The 17,280-nt window shown below is 72.7% G+C and carries 12 protein-coding genes and 1 pseudogene; 6 read left to right on the top strand and 7 right to left on the bottom strand.

Annotated features, from left to right (window positions below):
• Window positions 1-48: 48 nt before the first annotated feature.
• The 3 genes from nirD to ACXJMZ_RS10840 are packed head-to-tail and all read right to left on the bottom strand — an operon-like array spanning window position 49 to window position 4,273.
• A complete protein-coding gene (nirD, locus tag ACXJMZ_RS10850) occupies window positions 49-396 on the bottom strand; it encodes a nitrite reductase small subunit NirD (protein WP_457029791.1) in 348 nt (115 codons plus the stop codon).
• Window positions 393-3,002 carry a nitrite reductase large subunit NirB gene (gene nirB / locus ACXJMZ_RS10845; protein ID WP_457029790.1) on the bottom strand — a complete coding sequence of 870 codons (2,610 nt, stop codon included), beginning with the start codon at window positions 3,000-3,002 and terminating at the stop codon, window positions 393-395. The genes nirD and nirB overlap by 4 nt, the downstream gene beginning before the upstream one ends.
• Complete coding sequence (locus ACXJMZ_RS10840; RefSeq protein WP_457029789.1) at window positions 2,999-4,273, bottom strand: NAD(P)/FAD-dependent oxidoreductase; 1,275 nt, start codon at window positions 4,271-4,273, stop codon at window positions 2,999-3,001. The genes nirB and ACXJMZ_RS10840 overlap by 4 nt, the downstream gene beginning before the upstream one ends.
• Before the next feature lie 289 nt (window positions 4,274-4,562).
• Here ACXJMZ_RS10840 and ACXJMZ_RS10835 point away from each other — a divergent pair, with 289 nt between their 5' ends.
• Window positions 4,563-5,510 carry an ALF repeat-containing protein gene (locus ACXJMZ_RS10835; RefSeq protein WP_457029788.1) on the top strand — a complete coding sequence of 316 codons (948 nt, stop codon included), beginning with the start codon at window positions 4,563-4,565 and terminating at the stop codon, window positions 5,508-5,510.
• A gap of 12 nt (window positions 5,511-5,522) precedes the next feature.
• Here the strand turns inward: ACXJMZ_RS10835 and ACXJMZ_RS10830 are convergent, their stop codons facing one another.
• The 3 genes from ACXJMZ_RS10830 to ACXJMZ_RS10820 form a co-directional block, all read right to left on the bottom strand.
• Window positions 5,523-6,503, bottom strand: coding sequence for a ParB/RepB/Spo0J family partition protein (locus ACXJMZ_RS10830; protein ID WP_457029787.1), 981 nt, complete (start codon window positions 6,501-6,503; stop codon window positions 5,523-5,525).
• Window positions 6,500-7,654 carry a ParA family protein gene (locus tag ACXJMZ_RS10825; RefSeq protein ID WP_457029786.1) on the bottom strand — a complete coding sequence of 385 codons (1,155 nt, stop codon included), beginning with the start codon at window positions 7,652-7,654 and terminating at the stop codon, window positions 6,500-6,502. The genes ACXJMZ_RS10830 and ACXJMZ_RS10825 overlap by 4 nt, the downstream gene beginning before the upstream one ends.
• Before the next feature lie 125 nt (window positions 7,655-7,779).
• On the bottom strand, window positions 7,780-8,745 hold the full coding sequence (locus ACXJMZ_RS10820) for a GlxA family transcriptional regulator (RefSeq protein WP_457029785.1): 966 nt from the start codon (window positions 8,743-8,745) through the stop codon (window positions 7,780-7,782).
• A 104-nt stretch (window positions 8,746-8,849) separates the two neighbouring features.
• On the opposite strand from ACXJMZ_RS10820, the gene ACXJMZ_RS10815 reads away from it, so the two are divergent.
• A complete protein-coding gene (locus ACXJMZ_RS10815; protein ID WP_457029784.1) occupies window positions 8,850-9,785 on the top strand; it encodes an NADP-dependent oxidoreductase in 936 nt (311 codons plus the stop codon).
• Here ACXJMZ_RS10815 and ACXJMZ_RS10810 read toward each other — a convergent pair.
• Window positions 9,782-11,854: a molybdopterin oxidoreductase family protein gene (locus tag ACXJMZ_RS10810; protein WP_457029783.1), complete on the bottom strand. Its 2,073-nt coding sequence runs from the start codon at window positions 11,852-11,854 to the stop codon at window positions 9,782-9,784. The two genes, ACXJMZ_RS10815 and ACXJMZ_RS10810, sit on opposite strands and share 4 nt — an antisense overlap.
• A gap of 162 nt (window positions 11,855-12,016) precedes the next feature.
• On the opposite strand from ACXJMZ_RS10810, the gene ACXJMZ_RS10805 reads away from it, so the two are divergent.
• From ACXJMZ_RS10805 to ACXJMZ_RS10790, 4 genes and pseudogenes are all read left to right on the top strand, one after another.
• Window positions 12,017-12,790, top strand: a complete 774-nt coding sequence (locus ACXJMZ_RS10805) for a sirohydrochlorin chelatase (protein WP_457029782.1) — start codon at window positions 12,017-12,019, stop codon at window positions 12,788-12,790.
• Window positions 12,791-12,872: 82 nt separating this feature from the next.
• Window positions 12,873-14,150, top strand: coding sequence for a deoxyguanosinetriphosphate triphosphohydrolase (locus ACXJMZ_RS10800; RefSeq protein ID WP_457029781.1), 1,278 nt, complete (start codon window positions 12,873-12,875; stop codon window positions 14,148-14,150).
• Between the two features lie 9 nt (window positions 14,151-14,159).
• Window positions 14,160-16,061: a DNA primase gene (dnaG, locus tag ACXJMZ_RS10795; RefSeq protein WP_457029780.1), complete on the top strand. Its 1,902-nt coding sequence runs from the start codon at window positions 14,160-14,162 to the stop codon at window positions 16,059-16,061.
• A gap of 281 nt (window positions 16,062-16,342) precedes the next feature.
• A pseudogene (locus ACXJMZ_RS10790) lies at window positions 16,343-17,266 on the top strand (RNA polymerase sigma factor); the annotation flags it as partial.
• Window positions 17,267-17,280: the final 14 nt, after the last annotated feature.

Genomic DNA, 17,280 nt, shown 5'->3' with positions numbered 1-17,280 from the left:
GGCCGTGGATCAGGGCGTTGTCCACGGCCACCGGGGTAGCGGGGTCGGTCAGCCCAGCCGGGCGGAGTGGACGGCGATGCTGACCGCCGGGTCGTCCAGGCACTCGCCGGTGCTGAGGTCGAAACGCTGCTTGAGCAGCGGGGAGGCGATGTACACCCGGCCCTCGGGGGTGGAGCCGAGCAGGCCCCGGGAGAGCACGTACGCGCCGGTGAACGGGTCCCGGTTGGCGACCGCGTAGAGGCCGCCCTGCCGGTCGGTGAAGACGGCGGCCTGGCTGCCGTCCGGGAGCAGCACGGCGACTCCCCGGCCCGGGGTCAGGCGGGTCCGGTCGCAGACCGCGACCCAGCCCTCGGGGGTCCGGAGTTCGACCCGGGCGGTGGCGGTGACGGTGGTCATCGGATCTCCAGGAGGTCGGCGGAGAGGGTGGCGAGCAGGTCCTCGGCGGTGGCCAGCACGCCGAGGTCGGGCTTGACCTGGTCGCGCTCGGGGGTGAACCGGATGCTCGGGTCCGGCACACCGGGGGCGTTGACGAAGGAGACGAAGCGCTGCAGCCGGTCCTGGTCGGCCAGGGTGGCGGCCCACTCGTCCTGGTAGTCGTCCACGTGACGGTCCATCAGGGCCTCCAGGTCGGCGGCGATGCCGAGGCTGTCCTCGACCACCACCTGCCGGACGTGCTCCAGGCCGCCGTCGATCCGCTCCAGCCAGGCGGAGGTGCGCTCCAGCCGGTCGGCGGTGCGGATGTAGAACATCAGGAAGCGGTCGATCAGCCGGATCAGCTCCTGGTCGGTGAGGTCCTGGGCCAGCAGGTCGGCGTGCCGGGGGGTGGCACCGCCGTTGCCGCCGACGTAGAGGTTCCAGCCGTTCGAGGTGGCGATCACGCCGAAGTCCTTGCCCCGGGCCTCGGCGCACTCCCGGGCGCAGCCGGAGACCGCCGACTTGAGCTTGTGCGGCGAGCGCAGGCCCCGGTAGCGGAGCTCCAGGTGGATCGCCATCGCCACCGAGTCCTGCACGCCGTAGCGGCACCAGGTGGACCCGACACAGGACTTGACGGTGCGCAGGGACTTCCCGTACGCGTGTCCCGACTCGAAGCCGGCCGCCACCAGCCGGGACCAGATCAGCGGCAGCTGGTCGACGGCGGCGCCGAACAGGTCGATCCGCTGGCCGCCGGTGATCTTGGTGTAGAGCCCGAAGTCCCGGGCCACCTCGCCGATCACGATCAGCTTCTCGGGGGTGATCTCGCCGCCGGGGATGCGCGGGACGACCGAGTAGGAGCCGTTCTTCTGGATGTTGGCCAGGAAGTGGTCGTTGGTGTCCTGGAGCGCGGCCTGCTCGCCGTCCAGGATGTGCCCGGAGGCGGGCAGCTCGGGGGCCAGCGAGGCGATGATCGAGCCGACGGTGGGCTTGCAGACCTCGCAGCCCTCACCGCTGAGGCGGCCGTGCTCGGCCAGCAGCTGACGGTGCGTCGCGATCCGCTTCACCCGGACGATCTCGTACAGCTCGGCCCGGGTGTGCGCGAAGCAGGGGCAGAGGCCCTTGTCGACCTCGACGCCACTGGCCTCCAGCTCGTCGGTGACGATGGTGGAGAGCAGCTTGAGGCAGGAGCCGCAGCCGGTGCCCGCCTTGGTGCACTTCTTCACCTCGGGCACGGTGCCGCACCGGTGGTCCGTCACCGCCGCCCGGACGGCGCCCTTGGTGACGTTGTGACAGTTGCAGACCACCGCGTCGTCGGGCAGCGCCGAGCTGCCGAGCGAGACCGGTGCGCCGAGACCGGCGGGGAGCACCAGGGACTCGGCCGGGACGGGCAGCGGGGTGCCGGTGCCGGTCAGCGGGCGGAGCGAGGAGTACGCCTCCGCGTCGCCGATCAGGATGCCGCCGAGCAGCGCGCCCTCGGGGGTGACCACCAGCTTCTTGTAGATGCCGGAGCGGGAGTCGGAGTAGACCACGTCGAGCGCGCCCGGGGTGGTGCCGAAGGCGTCGCCGAAGCTGGCCACGTCGACCCCGAGCAGCTTGAGCTTGGTGGAGAGGTCGGCGCCGGTGAACTCCTTGGCGGCCTGCCCGGCCAGCTGGTGCGCGACGGTGGCGGCCATCTCGTAGCCGGGGGCGACCAGGCCGTAGACCCGGCCGTCCACCGCCAGGGCGCACTCGCCGATCGCGTAGACCGCGTCATCGGAGGTCTTGCAGAGCGCGTCCACGGCGATGCCGCCGCGCTCACCGACCGTCAGGCCGCAGTCCCTGGCCAGCTGGTCGCGCGGGCGGACGCCGGCCGAGAAGACCACCAGGTCGGTGTCGATCCGCTCGCCGTCGGTGAAGGTCATCCCGGTGGCGGCGCCGTCGGTGACCACGATCGCGTTGGTGCCGACCCCGGTGTGCACCGTGACGCCCATCTCCTCGATGGTGCGGCGCAGCGCCTCGCCGCCGCCCTCGTCCACCTGGACGGGCATCAGGCGCGGGGCGAACTCGACCACATGGGTCTCCAGGCCGAGACCCTTGAGCGCACCGGCCGCCTCCAGGCCGAGCAGTCCGCCGCCGACCACCGCGCCGACCTTGCGGCCCGCCGCGTACGCCTCGATGGCGTGCAGGTCCTCGATGGTGCGGTAGACGAAGCAGCCGTCCGCCTCCCGGCCGTCGACCGGCGGGACGAACGGGTAGGAGCCGGTGGCCAGCACCAGGGTGTCGTACGCCACGGTGTGCCCGGCGGCGGTGGTGACGGTCCGTCCGGTCCGGTCGATCTCGGCGACCGGCGAGTTCAGGTGCAGCTCGAAGCCGTGGGTGTCCAGGAAGCCGGGCTCGCCGAGCAGCAGGTCCTCCGGGGTCTTCCCGGAGAAGTACGAGGTCAGCGCGACCCGGTCGTACGCCGGACGGGGCTCCTCGGCGAGCACGACGACGCGGAAGCGGTCGGCGGTGCCGGTGTCGGCCAGGGCTTCCAGGAAGCGGTGGCCGACCATGCCGTAGCCGACCAGGACGACGGTGGGCTTGGTGGTGGTCATCGGGCTGGCGTTCATCTGGAGGGCCTTCCGGGGGGTGTGCTCCGGGTGGTGAGCAGGTGGAGCGGGTGGGCGGAGAGGGCCTCGTCGCCCTCCCAGGTGTGGGCGAGCTGCCCGACGGTGTCGAGGTCGCCGAGCAGGACGCCGCCGACCAGCCGGTCGCCGTTCTCGTCCCGGCGGACGATCACCTTGCGGTAGCTGCCCCGGCCGGCGTCGGCGAGGCGGACCACCCGGTCCTCAGGGCTGGGGCTGGTGACGCCGAAAGCGGCGATGTCCAGCGGGCCCCGGTCGGGGGTGGCGGCCAGGGTCAGCCGGGTGAGCAGCCGGCTGCCCCGGTAGACGGCCGGACGGCCGGTGAGTACCTGGGCCAGCACGTCGGCCTGCTCGAAGGCGGGCCCGGCCAGGCCGTAGACGGTGCCGCCGTGCTCGGCGCAGTCACCGAGCGCGTGGATGTGCGGGTCGTCGGTGCGCAGCAGGTCGTCGACCAGCACACCCCGGCGGACGGCGAGACCGGCGGCCTGGGCCAGGCCGGTCCGGGGGCGGACGCCGACCGCGATCACCAGCAGGTCGGCGTCCAGCCGGAAGCCGTCGGCCAGTTCGACCCCGGTGACGGCCCGGTCGGTGGTGAGCACCGAGCGGGCCCGGCACTCGGTGTGCACCTCGACGCCCAGCTCGGTCAGATGGGCCCGGAGCAGCTCGGCCGCCTCCGGGTCGAGGTGACGCTCCATCAGGTGCTCGCCCTGGTGGGCCAGCACCACCGGGATGCCGCGGGCGGCCAGCGCCCGGGCGGCGCTCACCCCGAGCAGCCCACCGCCGACCACCACGGCCTGCCGCACCTCGGGCAGCCGGGCGTCGATGTCGGCGCAGTCCGCCATGGTGCGGAACGCGTGGACCCCGGCGGGCAGTTCGTGGCGTTCGCGGCCGGCCAGGGAGTCGTCGAACAGGCCGCGCAGCGGGGGCAGCACCGGGTTGCTCCCGGTGGCCAGCACCAGGTCGCCGTACCCGAGCTCCGCGCCGTCGTCGCACAGCACCCGGCGCTGCTCGCGGTCGATCCGCACCACCCGGGCCCGGCGCCGCTCGACCGTCGGCGGCAGCGCGGCCAGCTCGGCGATCTCCGGCGCGTACCGCCCGGCCAGCACCTCGGCGAGCAGCACCCTGTTGTACGGGCGGTGCTCCTCCTCGGCGAGCAGCAGCACCTCGCGCCCGCCGTGCAGCGCGAGCTGCTGGGCGAGTCGGTGGCCGGCCATCCCGCCGCCGACCACGACCACTCGGGAATCGGTTGCTGTCATGCCGACGAGCATGATCCGGGGGTGTTACCCGGCCGGGGCCGCGCTGTTTCGCGGGCGGAACTTCGACCTCAAACGGCGGGGTGGGTGGATGTGAGCCCCCTGTGGTCGAAGCATTGGCACGTGGCGAAAATGTGTTCGCCATCGGGTTTCGTCGCTGTACGATCACGTCGCCGATCGCTGTGAAGTCGCGATGCGGGCTCATTCACATGCAGAACCCGGGGGACCGTTGAAGATTCGTCGTTCGCTTGCCGCTGCCGTTTTCCTTGCCACCGCTGCCGCGCCCGTCGTCATGGCCGCCACCCCGGCGTTCGCTGACACCACCCCGGCGGGGCAGGAGCAGACCGACCCGGCCGAGGCGAAGGCGGACGAGGAGAACCGGGCAGCGATCGAGCGGCTGCTCGTCTACCCGAACGACTACCTGGTCACCGCCCCGAGCGCCTACCTCCGGGAGCATGCGGCGGCGGCTCTCGCCGGAACCCCGGCGGACCGGGCGCACTTCCTCACGGCAGAGGTGGACCGGATCCGCCGGGACGACGCGCGGGTCGCGATCTCGCGGATCATGAGCGTGGGCGGCCCGGTCGTCTACAAGGCGGCCGTCGTCGCGTTCGAGTCGGACGACATCGCCACGTTCCGCGCCTTCCTGACCGTCGGTCAGTACGCGGCCCGCACCGAGGACGAGAACCGCGCCGAGGTGCAGCGGCTCCTCGACGACCCGAGCAGCGGGCGGGGTGTGCGTGAGGGTGCGCAGAAGGCGCTCGCGGGTAGTGCCGCAGGCGTCGAGCAGTTCCTCAAGGTGGGGCTGAAGAGGGCCGCGGAGGACGACGACCGGCTCCTGCTCAGCCAGATCATGTCTGTCGGTGGCCCGGAGGTGCGGAAGGCCGCCGGTGCCGCGCTGTCCGGCAGCATCGAGGATGTCCGGGCCTTCCTGAAGGAGGGTCAGTTCACGGCCCGCGCCAAGGACCAGGCGGCTGAGAAGGCGGCTGAGAAGGCGGCTGCCGAGGCTGCTGCCAAGGCCGCGCAGGACAACTCGGGCACCACCGTGGTCCCCGCCTCCGTTACCGCCGGCACGACGACCACTTCGACCACGGTCACCACCACGGACGGCCAGGCCACGGTCGACTCGCTGGCCGCCACCGGCCCGACCACCCCGCTCGCGCAGCTCGCCGGCATCGGCGGCGCAGCCGTCCTGCTGGGCGCCGGCACGGTGGTGGCCTCGCGCCGCCGCTCGCAGGTCTGACCAAGCGGGCCGTCAGGCCGAGGCGCAGAGCGCCTCGAGCAGGGCGGCCAACGCCTCGCCGTCCAGCCCCTGGCGGAGGGTCGCGGCCTGCTCGGCCGGCGTGGCACCGAGCGCGGCCACCAGCTCGGCGGCCGATGGTCCGTCAGGTGCGGCGGGGCTGCTGCCCTGGCGGGGGACGGCGGTGTTGTCCGCGGACAACACCTGCCCCTTGGCGAGGCCGAGCAGGGCGCGGTCCTGCTCGCGCTTGGCCTTCTCGCCGCCCTTGATCTGCGCTTCGAGGTCCAGCAGCTCACGGGCCGTCAGGGAGCCGTCCTCCTTGACGGCCCGAGCCAGCCGACGGGCGTACCGCTCGGCCATCGTCCCGTTGACCAGCATCAGCTGGATCTCGTCGGGGAGGGTGAGCAGCGCGATCTGGTTGCCGACCCAGGAGCGGTCCCGGCCCCGGCGGCGGGCCACCTCGGCGGCGTTGCCCTCGCACTCGTCCAGCAGGTGCTTGACGCCCCGGGCCCGCTCGATGACGTTGAAGTCCTCGCGGTCCTCGTTCTCCAGCAGCAGGTTGTCGACGAAGTCCGCGCGGGTGGTGGCGAGGTCGTCCCGGACGACGAAGTCGAGCTGCGCCAGACCCACCAGCAGGGCGGCCCGGTACCGGCGCTCGCCGTTCAGGATGACGAACTCGGCGTCGCCCAGCTGCGCGGCGACGTGCGGCCAGAGCCGGAGGTAGGCCTCCCGGGTGACCGCCACGCAGGCGGTCAGCTGCCGCTTGGCGAGGCTGTTCCCGAGGGCGAGCTGGGACTCGTGGCTGCCGAAGTCGAGCCGGGGGTTCTTGGCGGCCGGTACGACCTTCGCCAGATCGAGGCGGCGCAGCTCGTAGGCGGGGATGAGGCCCTCGGTGACGGCCTTGGCCTGGCCCCGCTCGCTGCGGGCCGTACGTTCCGCGCGGGGGCCGAGGCTGCCGAAGGCGCCTGTGCCGAGGCGGTCGGCTGCTCTGGTCACGGGGCGATCCTCCGGGCGATGGTGCGCATGAGTTCGGCCTGCTCACTGTCGGGTGCGTGGGTGAGCAGCGGGAGCTTCATCCGGACGGCCTCGCGCTGGTCCTTGAGGTCCGGGACGACGGCGAGGACGGGCGGCGTGCCGATCGACTCCCAGCCCTCGAGGGCGGACTTGACGACGAAGCCCTTGCGGGAGTCGAAGAGGTTGACGATGAAGCCGAGGTCGGCGATGTCGATGTCGAGGTCGTCGCAGAGCGAGTCGATCTGCTCGCGGAGCAGCTCGTAGGCGTCGGCCGAGGAGTCCTCCGCCTGGACGGGGATGATGATCCCGGAGTCGGCCCGGTCCTCCGCCTCGCGGGTGCGGACGTAGTAGAGGGCGGTGTCCATGGCGTAGCCGAGGCTGGGCGGGCAGTCGACGATGACGAAGTCGAAGTCCTTCTCCAGCTCGGCGAGGGCCTTCTCGAGCGCGGTCTCCTTGACCCGTACCTCGCGGGAGGTGACGAGCTTGGCGTCGAGCAGGAAGCCGTCGGTGCAGGCCGGCAGGAGGTGCAGCCGGTCGCCGAGCCCCGGGCCCTCGATCCGGATCAGGATGGTGCGCAGGTCGTGCTCGCCTTCCCCGACCATCACCTTGGTGAGGCTGCAGCCCTTGATGGGGACGTGCGCGTGGCCGAGCTGCCTGGTCAGGTGGCCCTGCGGGTCGAAGTCGACGAGGCAGACCCGGAAGCCCGTCTCGGCCAGGGCGGCGGCGATGCCGGCGGCCAGCGCGGTCTTGCCCACGCCGCCCTTCTGGTTGCCCAGGGCGATCCGGCGGGGGCCGGCGGAGGCGCGTCGGCGCTGGGGGAGGGGGTGGCTGTCCAGCCAGAGCCGGATCGACTGGGCCAGCCCCTGGGTGTACTGGATGCCGCGCTCGGAGCAGTCCGCCCGGAAGCTCCGGTACAGGCCGGAGGGGACGTACGTGGAGAACGAGGCGCCGCGTGCGGTGTCGACGGTGGTGAGCGGGCCGCCGGCCTGACGCCACGCCAGGATGCCTTCGGTGACGGCGTCCTGGATGGCGACGCCGGCGATGGCGGCGCGGAGCTTCAGCTCGCGCCGGAGCTGCGGGGGGAGTCTGGTGACGACCTTGTCCCGGTCGTCGGACGGGCTTTGTACGGTCATGTGGGGGAGTTAACCCCTGAGGTGTCGTCAGAACCCGCGACACGACCGAGATGTGCGAAATTTAGCTGATTGTCCGTTCTGTTCAACCCGCGCGGCCGAGGGCGTGTTGTCCGCGGACAACATGCCTAGACGTCCGTGCGGGTGCGGAACGCGGTGCGGTAGGCGGAAGGTGAGACGCCGACGGTGCCGGTCAGGTGCTGGCGGAGCGAGACGGCGGTGCCGAAGCCCGCCTCGGCGGCGACCTGGTCGACCGGCAGGTCGGTGGTCTCCAGTAGACGGCGGGCTCGGTCCACCCGCCGCTGGGTCAGCCACTGTCCTGGCGGCATACCGACCTCCTCGCCGAACCGGCGGCAGAAGGTGCGCACACTCATCCGGGCGTGCCCGGCCAACTCGGCCAGCGGCAGCGGTCGGTGCAGCTGCTCCAGCGCCCAGACCCGGGTGGCGGCGGTGGACGCGGCGGCGGGCTCGGGCAGCGGCCGCTCGATGTACTGGGCCTGCCCGCCCTCGCGCCACGGCGGCACCACGCAGAGCCGGGCCACCCGGTTGGCGATCTCACTGCCGTGGTCGCGCCGGACCAGGTGCAGGCAGAGGTCGACCCCGGCGCCGACCCCCGCCGCCGTCAGGACCAGGCCGTCGTCGACGAACAGCACGTCGGCGTCCACCTCGATCTGCGGGAAGGTGCGCTGGAAGTGCTCGGCCTCGGTCCAGTGCGTGGTGGCCCGGCGGCCGTCCAGCAGCCCGGCGGCGGCGAGCACGTACGAGGCGGTGCAGATCGAGACGATCCGGGCCTGCGGCGGCAGCAGGGCGAGTGCTGCCGCCAGGTCGTCGGGCAGCCAGTCCCGGAGGCCGTCCGGGCCGCAGGCGAACGGGGGGACGACCACGGTGTCGGCGGTCCGCAGCACCTCGGCGCCGTGCGGCACGGTGACGGTGAAGTCGGCGGAGGTGGTCACCGGGCCGCCGTCCAGGCTGCAGGTGAGCACCTCGTACAGCGGCTTGCCGTCGGGGTCCTCGGCGGTGCCGAAGATGCGTACCGGGATGCTCAGTTCGAAGGGGTAGACGCCTTCGAGGGCCAGGACCACGACGCGATGCATGGCAAGATCCTTGCACATCTCGGCATTCTTGCCACTCGTTGGGTCCCTCCCGATGCGGAAATCTTGTCGTCAGGCAGCCGGACCGGCCGCCGGGGACAAGGGAGATGACGATGCGTGCGATCGGCCAGGACGAGTTCGGCGGCCCCGAGGTACTGAAGATCGTCGAGGTGGAGCGCCCGGAGCCGGCCCCCGCCGAGGTGCTGGTGCGGGTGCACGCGGCCGGGGTCAACCCGACCGACTCGTGGCACCGGGGGAGCGGTGGGCTGGGGGGCAAGCTGGTCCGGCTGGGCTGGGACGTCTCCGGCGTGGTCGAGGCGGTCGGCCTCGGTGTGACCACGTTGGCGCCGGGTGACGAGGTGTTCGGCATGCCGCGCCATCCGGTGGCTGCCGGGACGTACGCCGAGTACGTCACTTCACCGGCCCGGCACCTGCTGCGCAAGCCTGCCGGGCTCGACCACACGGAGGCGGCGGCCCTTCCGCTGGTCGGGATGACCGCCTGGCAGGCGCTGGTGGACACCGCCGACGTGCAGCCCGGGCAGCGGGTGCTGATCCACGCCGCCGCCGGCGGGGTCGGCCATGTCGCGGTGCAGATCGCCAAGGCACGCGGGGCGTACGTGATCGGCACCGCCCGGGCGGCCAAGCACGACTTCCTGCGCGGGCTCGGCGCGGACGAGCTGATCGACTACACCGAGACCGACTTCGAGACCGCGACCGACCCGGTGGACGTGGTGATCGACACCATCGGCGGCGAGTACGGGCCGCGCTCGCTGCGGTTGCTCCGCGAGGGCGGCTTCCTGGTCTCGCTCGCCTCCCCCGCCGAGGCCTACCTGGCCGAGCAGGCTCGCCCGCTGGGCAAGCGGGCCGCCTTCATGGCGGTCGAGGCGGACCAGACCGGCCTGCGGGAGCTGGCCGCGCTGGTCGATGCCGGGCAGCTACGGCCGGTGCTGGACACCGTACTGCCGCTCGAACTCGCCTCCAAGGCCCACGAGTTGCTGGACAGCGGCCGGACCTCGGGCAAGCTCGTGCTGACCGTGGTCTAGGTGACGGCCTCCAGCCGGACCGCGCAGACCTTGAACTCCGGCATCCGGGAGGTCGGGTCGAGGGCCGGGTTGGTGTGCACGTTGGCGTTGGCCTCGCCGGGCCAGTGGAACGGCATGAAGACGGTGTCGGGGCGGATCGCGGTGGTCAGCCGGGCGGGGGTGACGGTCCGTCCGCGTCGGCTCACCACCGCGACCCGGTCCCCGTCCGCCACGCCGAGGCGCTCGGCGAGCTGCGGGTGCAGCTCGACGAAGGCGCCCGGTGCGGCGGAGTTCAGGGCCTCGACCCGGCGGGTCTGGGCGCCGGACTGGTACTGGGCCAGCACCCGGCCGGTGGTCAGCCGCACCGGGTACTCGGCGTCCGGCTCCTCGGCCGCCGGGCGGTGCTGGACCGGGGTGAACCTGGCCCGGCCGTCCGGGTGGGCGAACCGGTCCAGGAACAGCCGGGGGGTGCCCGGGTGGTCGCCGTCCGGGCAGGGCCAGAACACCCCGTCCTGCTCGGCGATCCGCCGGTAGCTGATGCCCGCGTAGTCGGCCGGGCCGCCGCTGGAGGCCCGCCGCAGCTCGTCGAAGACCTTCTCGGCGTCGGTGTCGAAACCCTCGCCGTGGCCCAGCCGCCCGGCCAGACCGTGCAGCACCTCGAGGTCGCTGCGGACGCCCGGCGGTGCGTCAACTGCCTTCCGGCGCAGGATGACCCGGCCCTCCAGGTTGGTCAGGGTGCCGGTCTCCTCGGCCCACTGGGTGACCGGCAGCACCACGTCAGCCAGCGCGGCGGTCTCGGAGAGCACCACGTCGCAGACCGCCAGGAAGTCCAGCGAGCGCAGCCGCTCGGTGATGTGCGTCGACCGCGGCGCGGAGACCACCGGGTTGGAGCCCATCAGCAGCAGCGAACGGACCGCTGTGCCGAGCGAGTCCAGCAGCTCGTACGCGCTCGGGCCAGGACCCGGCAGGCTGTCGGGGTGCACGCCCCAGACCGCCGCGACGTGTGCGCGGGCCGCCGGGTCGTCCAACTTCCGGTAGCCGGGCAGCTGGTCGGCCTTCTGGCCGTGCTCCCGGCCGCCCTGGCCGTTGCCCTGGCCGGTCAGGCAGCCGTAACCCGCGTACGGGCGGCCCGCGTTGCCGGTGGCCAGGCAGAGGTTGATCCAGGCGCTCACCGTGTCGGTGCCCTTGGACTGCTGCTCGGGCCCGCGCGCGGTGAGCACCATCGCGCTCGTGGCAGCGCAGAACATCCCGGCAGCTTCCCGCAGTTGGGGCAGCGGTACGCCGGTCACCGACTCCACGTGCTCGGGCCAGTGCGCCATCGCCGCCGCCCGGGTCTCGGGCCAGCCGGTGGTCCGCTCCGCGATGAACGCCTCGTCGGTGCGGCCGTCCGCGACCACCAGGTGCAGCAGGCCCAGCGCCAGCGCCAGGTCGGTGCCGGGGCGCGGCGCCAGGTGCAGGTCGGCCAGCTCGGCGGTCCTGGTCCGGCGCGGGTCGACCACGATCAACGTGCCGCCGTTGTCGTGGAGTTCGCGCAGGTAGCGGACGAACGGCGGCATCGTCTCGGCCGGGTTCCCGCCGACCAGGATCACGCAGCCCGCCTTCGGGATGTCCGCCACCGGGAACGGCAGCCCCCGGTCCAGGCCGAAGGCCCTGATCCCGCCGGCCGCCGCCGAGGACATGCAGAACCGGCCGTTGTAGTCGATGGTCGAGGTGCCGAGCACCACCCGGGCGAACTTGCCCAGCAGATACGCCTTCTCGTTGGTCAGTCCGCCACCGCCGAACACACCCACGGCGTCCCGTCCGTGCGCGGCGGCGGTGGCCGACAGCTCGGTGGCGATCCGGTCCAGTGCCTCGCCCCAGCCCGCCGGCCGCAGCTCGCCGTCCACCCGCACCAGCGGCGTGGTCAGCCGGGCACCGGGCGCGAGCACCGCTGCGGCGTTCGACCCCTTGCCGCACAGCGCGCCGAGGTTGACCGGGAAGCCAGGCCGTTCCACCACCTCCACCGGCACCGCGCCCCCGGTGCGGCGCAGGCCCATTCCGCACTGCAGGGCGCAGTACGGGCAGTGCGTGTCGGTGGCAGTCTCGCTCATGGCCGCCAGCCTGCTACGAGGCTGTTTCCGGTCGGCGGCCGCCCGGTTACAACTGCTGTTCACGGCCCTCTCGCGGGCGGTCCGCACCGCTGTGAGGACGGGTTCATCAACGGTGACGGTCGGGCAACGGGGCCGAAACAGCCCACCGGCAGGCTGGTCCGCATGACGACGACCTCCACCGTGCGGGTGCTGCACGCCCGCCGCCGCCCCGCCCTGGTCCTGGTCGCGCACGGCTCGCGGGACCCGGAGACGTCGGCCGAGATCCACCGCCTGCTCGCCCTGCTCCGCGCCACCCGCCCCGAACTCGACGTACGACTCGCCCACTTGGGCCTGAACGCCCCCCTGCTCCCGGACGTCCTCGACGGCCTGAGCGGCCCGGCCGTCCTGGTGCCCCTGCTGCTCAGCCGGGGCTACCACGTCAAGGTCGACCTGCCCGCGCTGCTGGCCGCCGCACCCCAGGTGACCGGGCTGATCGCCCCGCCGCTCGGGCCCGACCCGCTGCTCACCGACGTCCTGCACGGCCGCCTGCTCGAAGCGGGCTGGGGCCCCGACGGCGACGCCGTGGTGCTCGCCGCCGCAGGATCCCGCGACCCGGACGCCGCCGTGGACACCGAGACCCAGGCCGCCCTGCTCGCCACCCGCCTCGGCGTCCCGGTCCGCACCGGCGCCGTCACCGGCGGCCGCTCGGTGGCCGAGGCGGTCGCCGGGCTCACCGCCGAGGGCCACCGCAGGGTCGCCGTCGCCTCCTACTTCACCGCCCCGGGCGACTTCGCCCGCCTCGCCGCCGCCGCAGGCCCGTGGATCACGGCCACCCCCCTGGGCGCGCACCCACTCATCGTCAACTTGATCCTCGACCGGTACACCACAGGGGCTCGGGGCCCTGCTCATGTGCGGCTCTGCCGCGGGGCGACGCCGACCCTTGTAGCGTCACACTGAGAGCAAAGGTCAGGCACTGTTCTCTGACCTGTACCTCGCACCTCCTCCAGAATGTCCCCACCCCGGCGTACGGTGCTCGTATATGAACGACACCACGTACGACCCCGCCGCCGAAGCCCGCTGGGTGCCCGAGCCCGACAAGCGGCCCGGCCGGACGGCGTTCCAGCGTGACCGCGCCCGCGTGCTGCACTCCGCCGCGCTCCGCCGACTGGCCGGCACCACCCAGGTGGTGGCCCCGATGCGCAGTGACTTCCCCCGCACCCGCCTCACCCACTCCCTCGAATGCGCCCAGGTGGGCCGGGAGTTGGGCGCCGCCCTCGGCTGCGACCCCGACCTGGTGGAGACCGGCTGCCTCGCGCACGACATCGGCCACCCGCCGTTCGGCCACACCGGCGAGGAGGCGCTCGACCAGGCCGCCGAGTCCTGCGGCGGCTTCGAGGGCAACGCCCAGTCGCTCCGCATCCTGACCCGCCTGGAGCCCAAGCGCTTCGCCCCGCTCGACGAGGAGCCGGCCCGGCTGGCCCCCTGGCCGGGCCGCAGCGTCGGCCTCAACCTCACCCGGGCCGCCCTCGACTCCGCCACCAAGTACCCGTGGCCGCGCGGCTCGCACCCGACCGACCCGGGCTCCACCAAGTACGGGGTCTACGGCGACGACCTCCCGGTCTTCCGCTGGCTGCGCACCGGTGCGCCCGCCGACCGGAAGTGCTTCGAGGCCACCGTGATGGACTGGTCCGACGATGTGGCGTACTCCACTCACGACGTCGAGGACGGCATCCAGGCCGGTCACATCGACCTGGCCGCGCTGCGCGCCGCCGAGGAGCGCGCCGAGCTGTTCAAGATCGCCGAGCGGTACGCCGAGGCCGAGCCGGAGGAGTTCGGCGCTGCGCTCGACCGCCTGCAGGCCGAGGAGTGGTGGCCCCGGGCGTACGACGGCTCGGCCCGCGCCCGGGCCGGGCTGAAGGATCTCACCAGCAAGCTGATCGGCCGGTTCTGCCTGTCCGCCGAGCAGGCCACCCGGGCCCGCTACGGCCCCGGCCCGCTCACCCGGTACGCCGCCGAGCTGGTCGTCCCGGCCGAGGTGCGGATCGAGTGCGCGGTGCTCAAGGCCGTCGCGGTCCGCTACGTGATGCAGCGCGACGAGCAGGCCCAGCTCCGCTCCCGCCAGCGGATCGTGATCGCCGAGCTGGCCGAGACGCTGACCCGCACCGCGCCGTACGGGCTCGACCCGGTGTTCGCCGCGCTGTACGAGGAGGCGGAGGACGACCGGGCCGCGCTGCGCGCGGTGATCGACCAGATCGCCACCCTCACCGACGCCTCCGCGCTCGCTCTGCACGGCCGGCTTGTCACGCCGGGGCCGTAGACTTCCGAGGTGGCCGGGCGGATCAGGGACGAAGATGTACAAGCGGTGCGTAACGCACTGCCGATCGACGCTGTCGTCAACGACTACGTCCAGCTGACCAACGGGGGCGGGATCCAGCTCAAGGGCGTCTGCCCGTTCCACGACGAGAAGTCCGCCTCGTTCTACGTGCACCCGAGCAAGGGTGTCTTCCACTGCTTCGGCTGCGGTGAGAGCGGCGACTCGATCACCTTCCTGATGAAGATCGAGCACTTCTCGTTCGCCGAGGCCGTCGAGCGGATGGCCGCCCAGGCGGGCATCACCCTGCGGTACGAGGAGGGCGGCTACTCGCCCCGGCACCAGAAGGGCGAGCGGACCAGGCTGGTCGAGGCCCACAAGGTGGCCGCCGACTGGTACCAGGAGCAGCTCGAGACGCCCGAGGCCGAGATCGGCCGCAGTTTCCTGGCCGAGCGCGGCTTCGACGCCGAGGCGGCCAAGCACTTCGGGGTCGGCTACGCCCCGGTGGGCTGGGAGCACCTGGTCCGCTACCTGCGCGGCAAGGGATTCTCGGACAAGGAGATCCTGCTCGGTGGCCTGGCCTCGCAGGGCCAGCGCGGCGGCCTGATCGACCGCTTCCGGGGCCGGCTGGTCTGGCCGATCCGGGACACCACCGGCGAGGTGATCGGCTTCGGCGCCCGCCGGCTGCGCGAGGACGACAACGGGCCGAAGTACCTGAACACCCCCGAGACGCCGATCTACAAGAAGTCCAACGTGCTGTACGGCCTCGACCTGGCGAAGAAGGAGATCGCCAAGTCCGGCCGGGCGGTGGTGGTCGAGGGCTACACCGATGTGATGGCCTGTCACCTGGCGGGCGTCACCAGCGCGGTGGCCACCTGCGGTACCTCCTTCGGCGAGGACCACATCAAGATCATCCGCCGGCTGCTGATGGACACCTCCCAGTACCGGGGCGAGACGGTCTTCACCTTCGACGGCGACGCCGCCGGGCAGAAGGCCGCCCTGCGGGCCTTCGAGGACGACCAGAAGTTTGCTGCCCGCACCTCCATCGCGATCACCCCGGGCGGGATGGACCCGTGCGAGCTGCGGCTCGCCAAGGGCGACGACGCGGTCCGTGAGCTGATCGAGAACCCCGTCCCGCTCTTCGAGTTCGCGCTCCGCTCGGCCGTCGAGCGGCACCGGGTGGACACCGCCGAGGGCCGGGCGGCGGCGCTGGAGGAGGCGTCGAAGATCATCACAAAGATCAAGGACCGCTCGATCCAGCACGAGTACGCCGTCCAGCTGGCCGGTCTGCTCGGCATCCTGGACGAGCAGTTCGTGGTCCGCCGGATCTCCCAACTGGCCCGCTGGCAGCGCGACAACCCCCCGCAGCAGCGTCAGCAGGCGCGCCGCCCCGGCGCTCCCGAGCCGACGGCGACGGTCCGCCCGCTGTTCCGCCTGGACCCCAAGGACCCGGCCCAGTTCGTCGAACGCGAGCTGCTCAAGCTCGCCCTCCAGCACCCCGACCTGGTCAGCCCTGCCTTCGACAACTACGGCGACGAGGAGTTCCCCACCCCGCCGTACACCGCCGTCCGCCGGGCCATCCGGCAGGCCGGCGGCGCCGCGTACGGGGCCACCCTGCCGGACTTCACCTCGGTGGTCCGGGAGGCCTGTCCCGACGACCAGGTCCGTTCCCTGGTCACCGAGCTGACCGTCGAACCGATCCGCACCCGGCGGGCCCCCGACGCCGTCTACGCGGGCGAGTTCCTGGTCAAGCTCCGGCTCCAGGCCGTCGACCGGCGGATCGCCGAGGTCCGCGCCCAACTCCAACGCCTGGGCAACCGGGGCACCCCGGAGCAACTCACCGCCGTCCAGGGCGAACTCTGGGCCCTCCAGCAGTACACCCAGACCCTCCGCACCCGAGGCTCCGCGGGCCTCTAGGTGGCAGGCTGCCAAGGCACACGCCCTGGTGGCACACGCCAGGGGCTCGGGGAACTGCGAGGCCGGCCCCTGGTGCGTGATCGCTGCGTGTCGGGCCAGGCACTTTCGCAGTGACCCTCGGCGCCGGACCTTCTCACACCCTGGTCTCACATGGCTGATCACCCGCCTACGCGGGTATCCCCCTTGCTGTGGCGCGGTTCCCCCACGAGCCGTGCGTCGGCCGAGAGAGGGATGCCCCTGTGGACCTTTCCGCTGCACAACCGGCTCTCGTGGCGCCGGAGTTCACCGACTCGTCCGGGCCGGCGGCCGACCTGCTCCGGCAGTACCTGCGCGAGATCGGCCGGATCCGCCTGCTCACCGCCGTCGAGGAGGTGGAGCTGGCCCGGCAGATCGAGGCCGGCCTGTTCGCCGAACAGGCACTCGCCCGGCAGGGCCACGACGAGCCGCTGAAGCGGGAGTTGGAGCACCTGGTGCAGCTCGGCCGACGGGCCAAACGCCGCCTGATCGAGGCCAATCTCCGCCTGGTGGTCTCGGTCGCCAAGCGCTACGTCGGTCGCGGCCTGACCATGCTCGACCTGGTCCAGGAGGGCAACCTCGGGCTGATCCGGGCGGTGGAGAAGTTCGACTACGCGCGCGGCTACAAGTTCTCCACCTACGCCACCTGGTGGATCAGGCAGGCGATGAGCCGGGCGCTGGCTGACCAGGCCAGGACGATCCGGGTCCCGGTGCACGTGGTCGAGTTGATCAACCGGGTGATCCGGGTGCAGCGCACGCTGCTGCAGGAGCGCGGCGCCGAGCCCAGCCCCGCCGAGGTCGGTGCGGTGCTCGAGCTCTCGGAGACCAGGGTGCTCGAGGTGCTCCGGCTGGCCCAGGAGCCGGTCTCGCTGCACACCCCGGTCGGCGAGGAGGACGAGGTCGCGCTCGGCGACCTGATCGAGGACGCCGACGCGGCCTCACCGGTGGAGACCGCCGCCTTCCTGCTGCTCCGTCAGCACCTGGACGCGGTGCTGGCCACCCTCGGCGAGCGCGAGCGTCAAGTCGTCCAGCTCCGTTACGGGTTGGACGACGGACACCCGCGCACGCTGGAGGAGATCGGCCACCTGTTCGGCGTCACCCGCGAACGCATCCGGCAGATCGAGGCCAAGACCCTGAGCCGCCTGCGCGCACACTCCTTCACCGACCAGCTGCGGGCCTACCTCGACTAAGCCCCTCCAACCGA

It is taken from the genome of Kitasatospora sp. P5_F3, from assembly GCF_054049135.1.
This window is presented reverse-complemented; position numbering and strand designations above follow the sequence as displayed.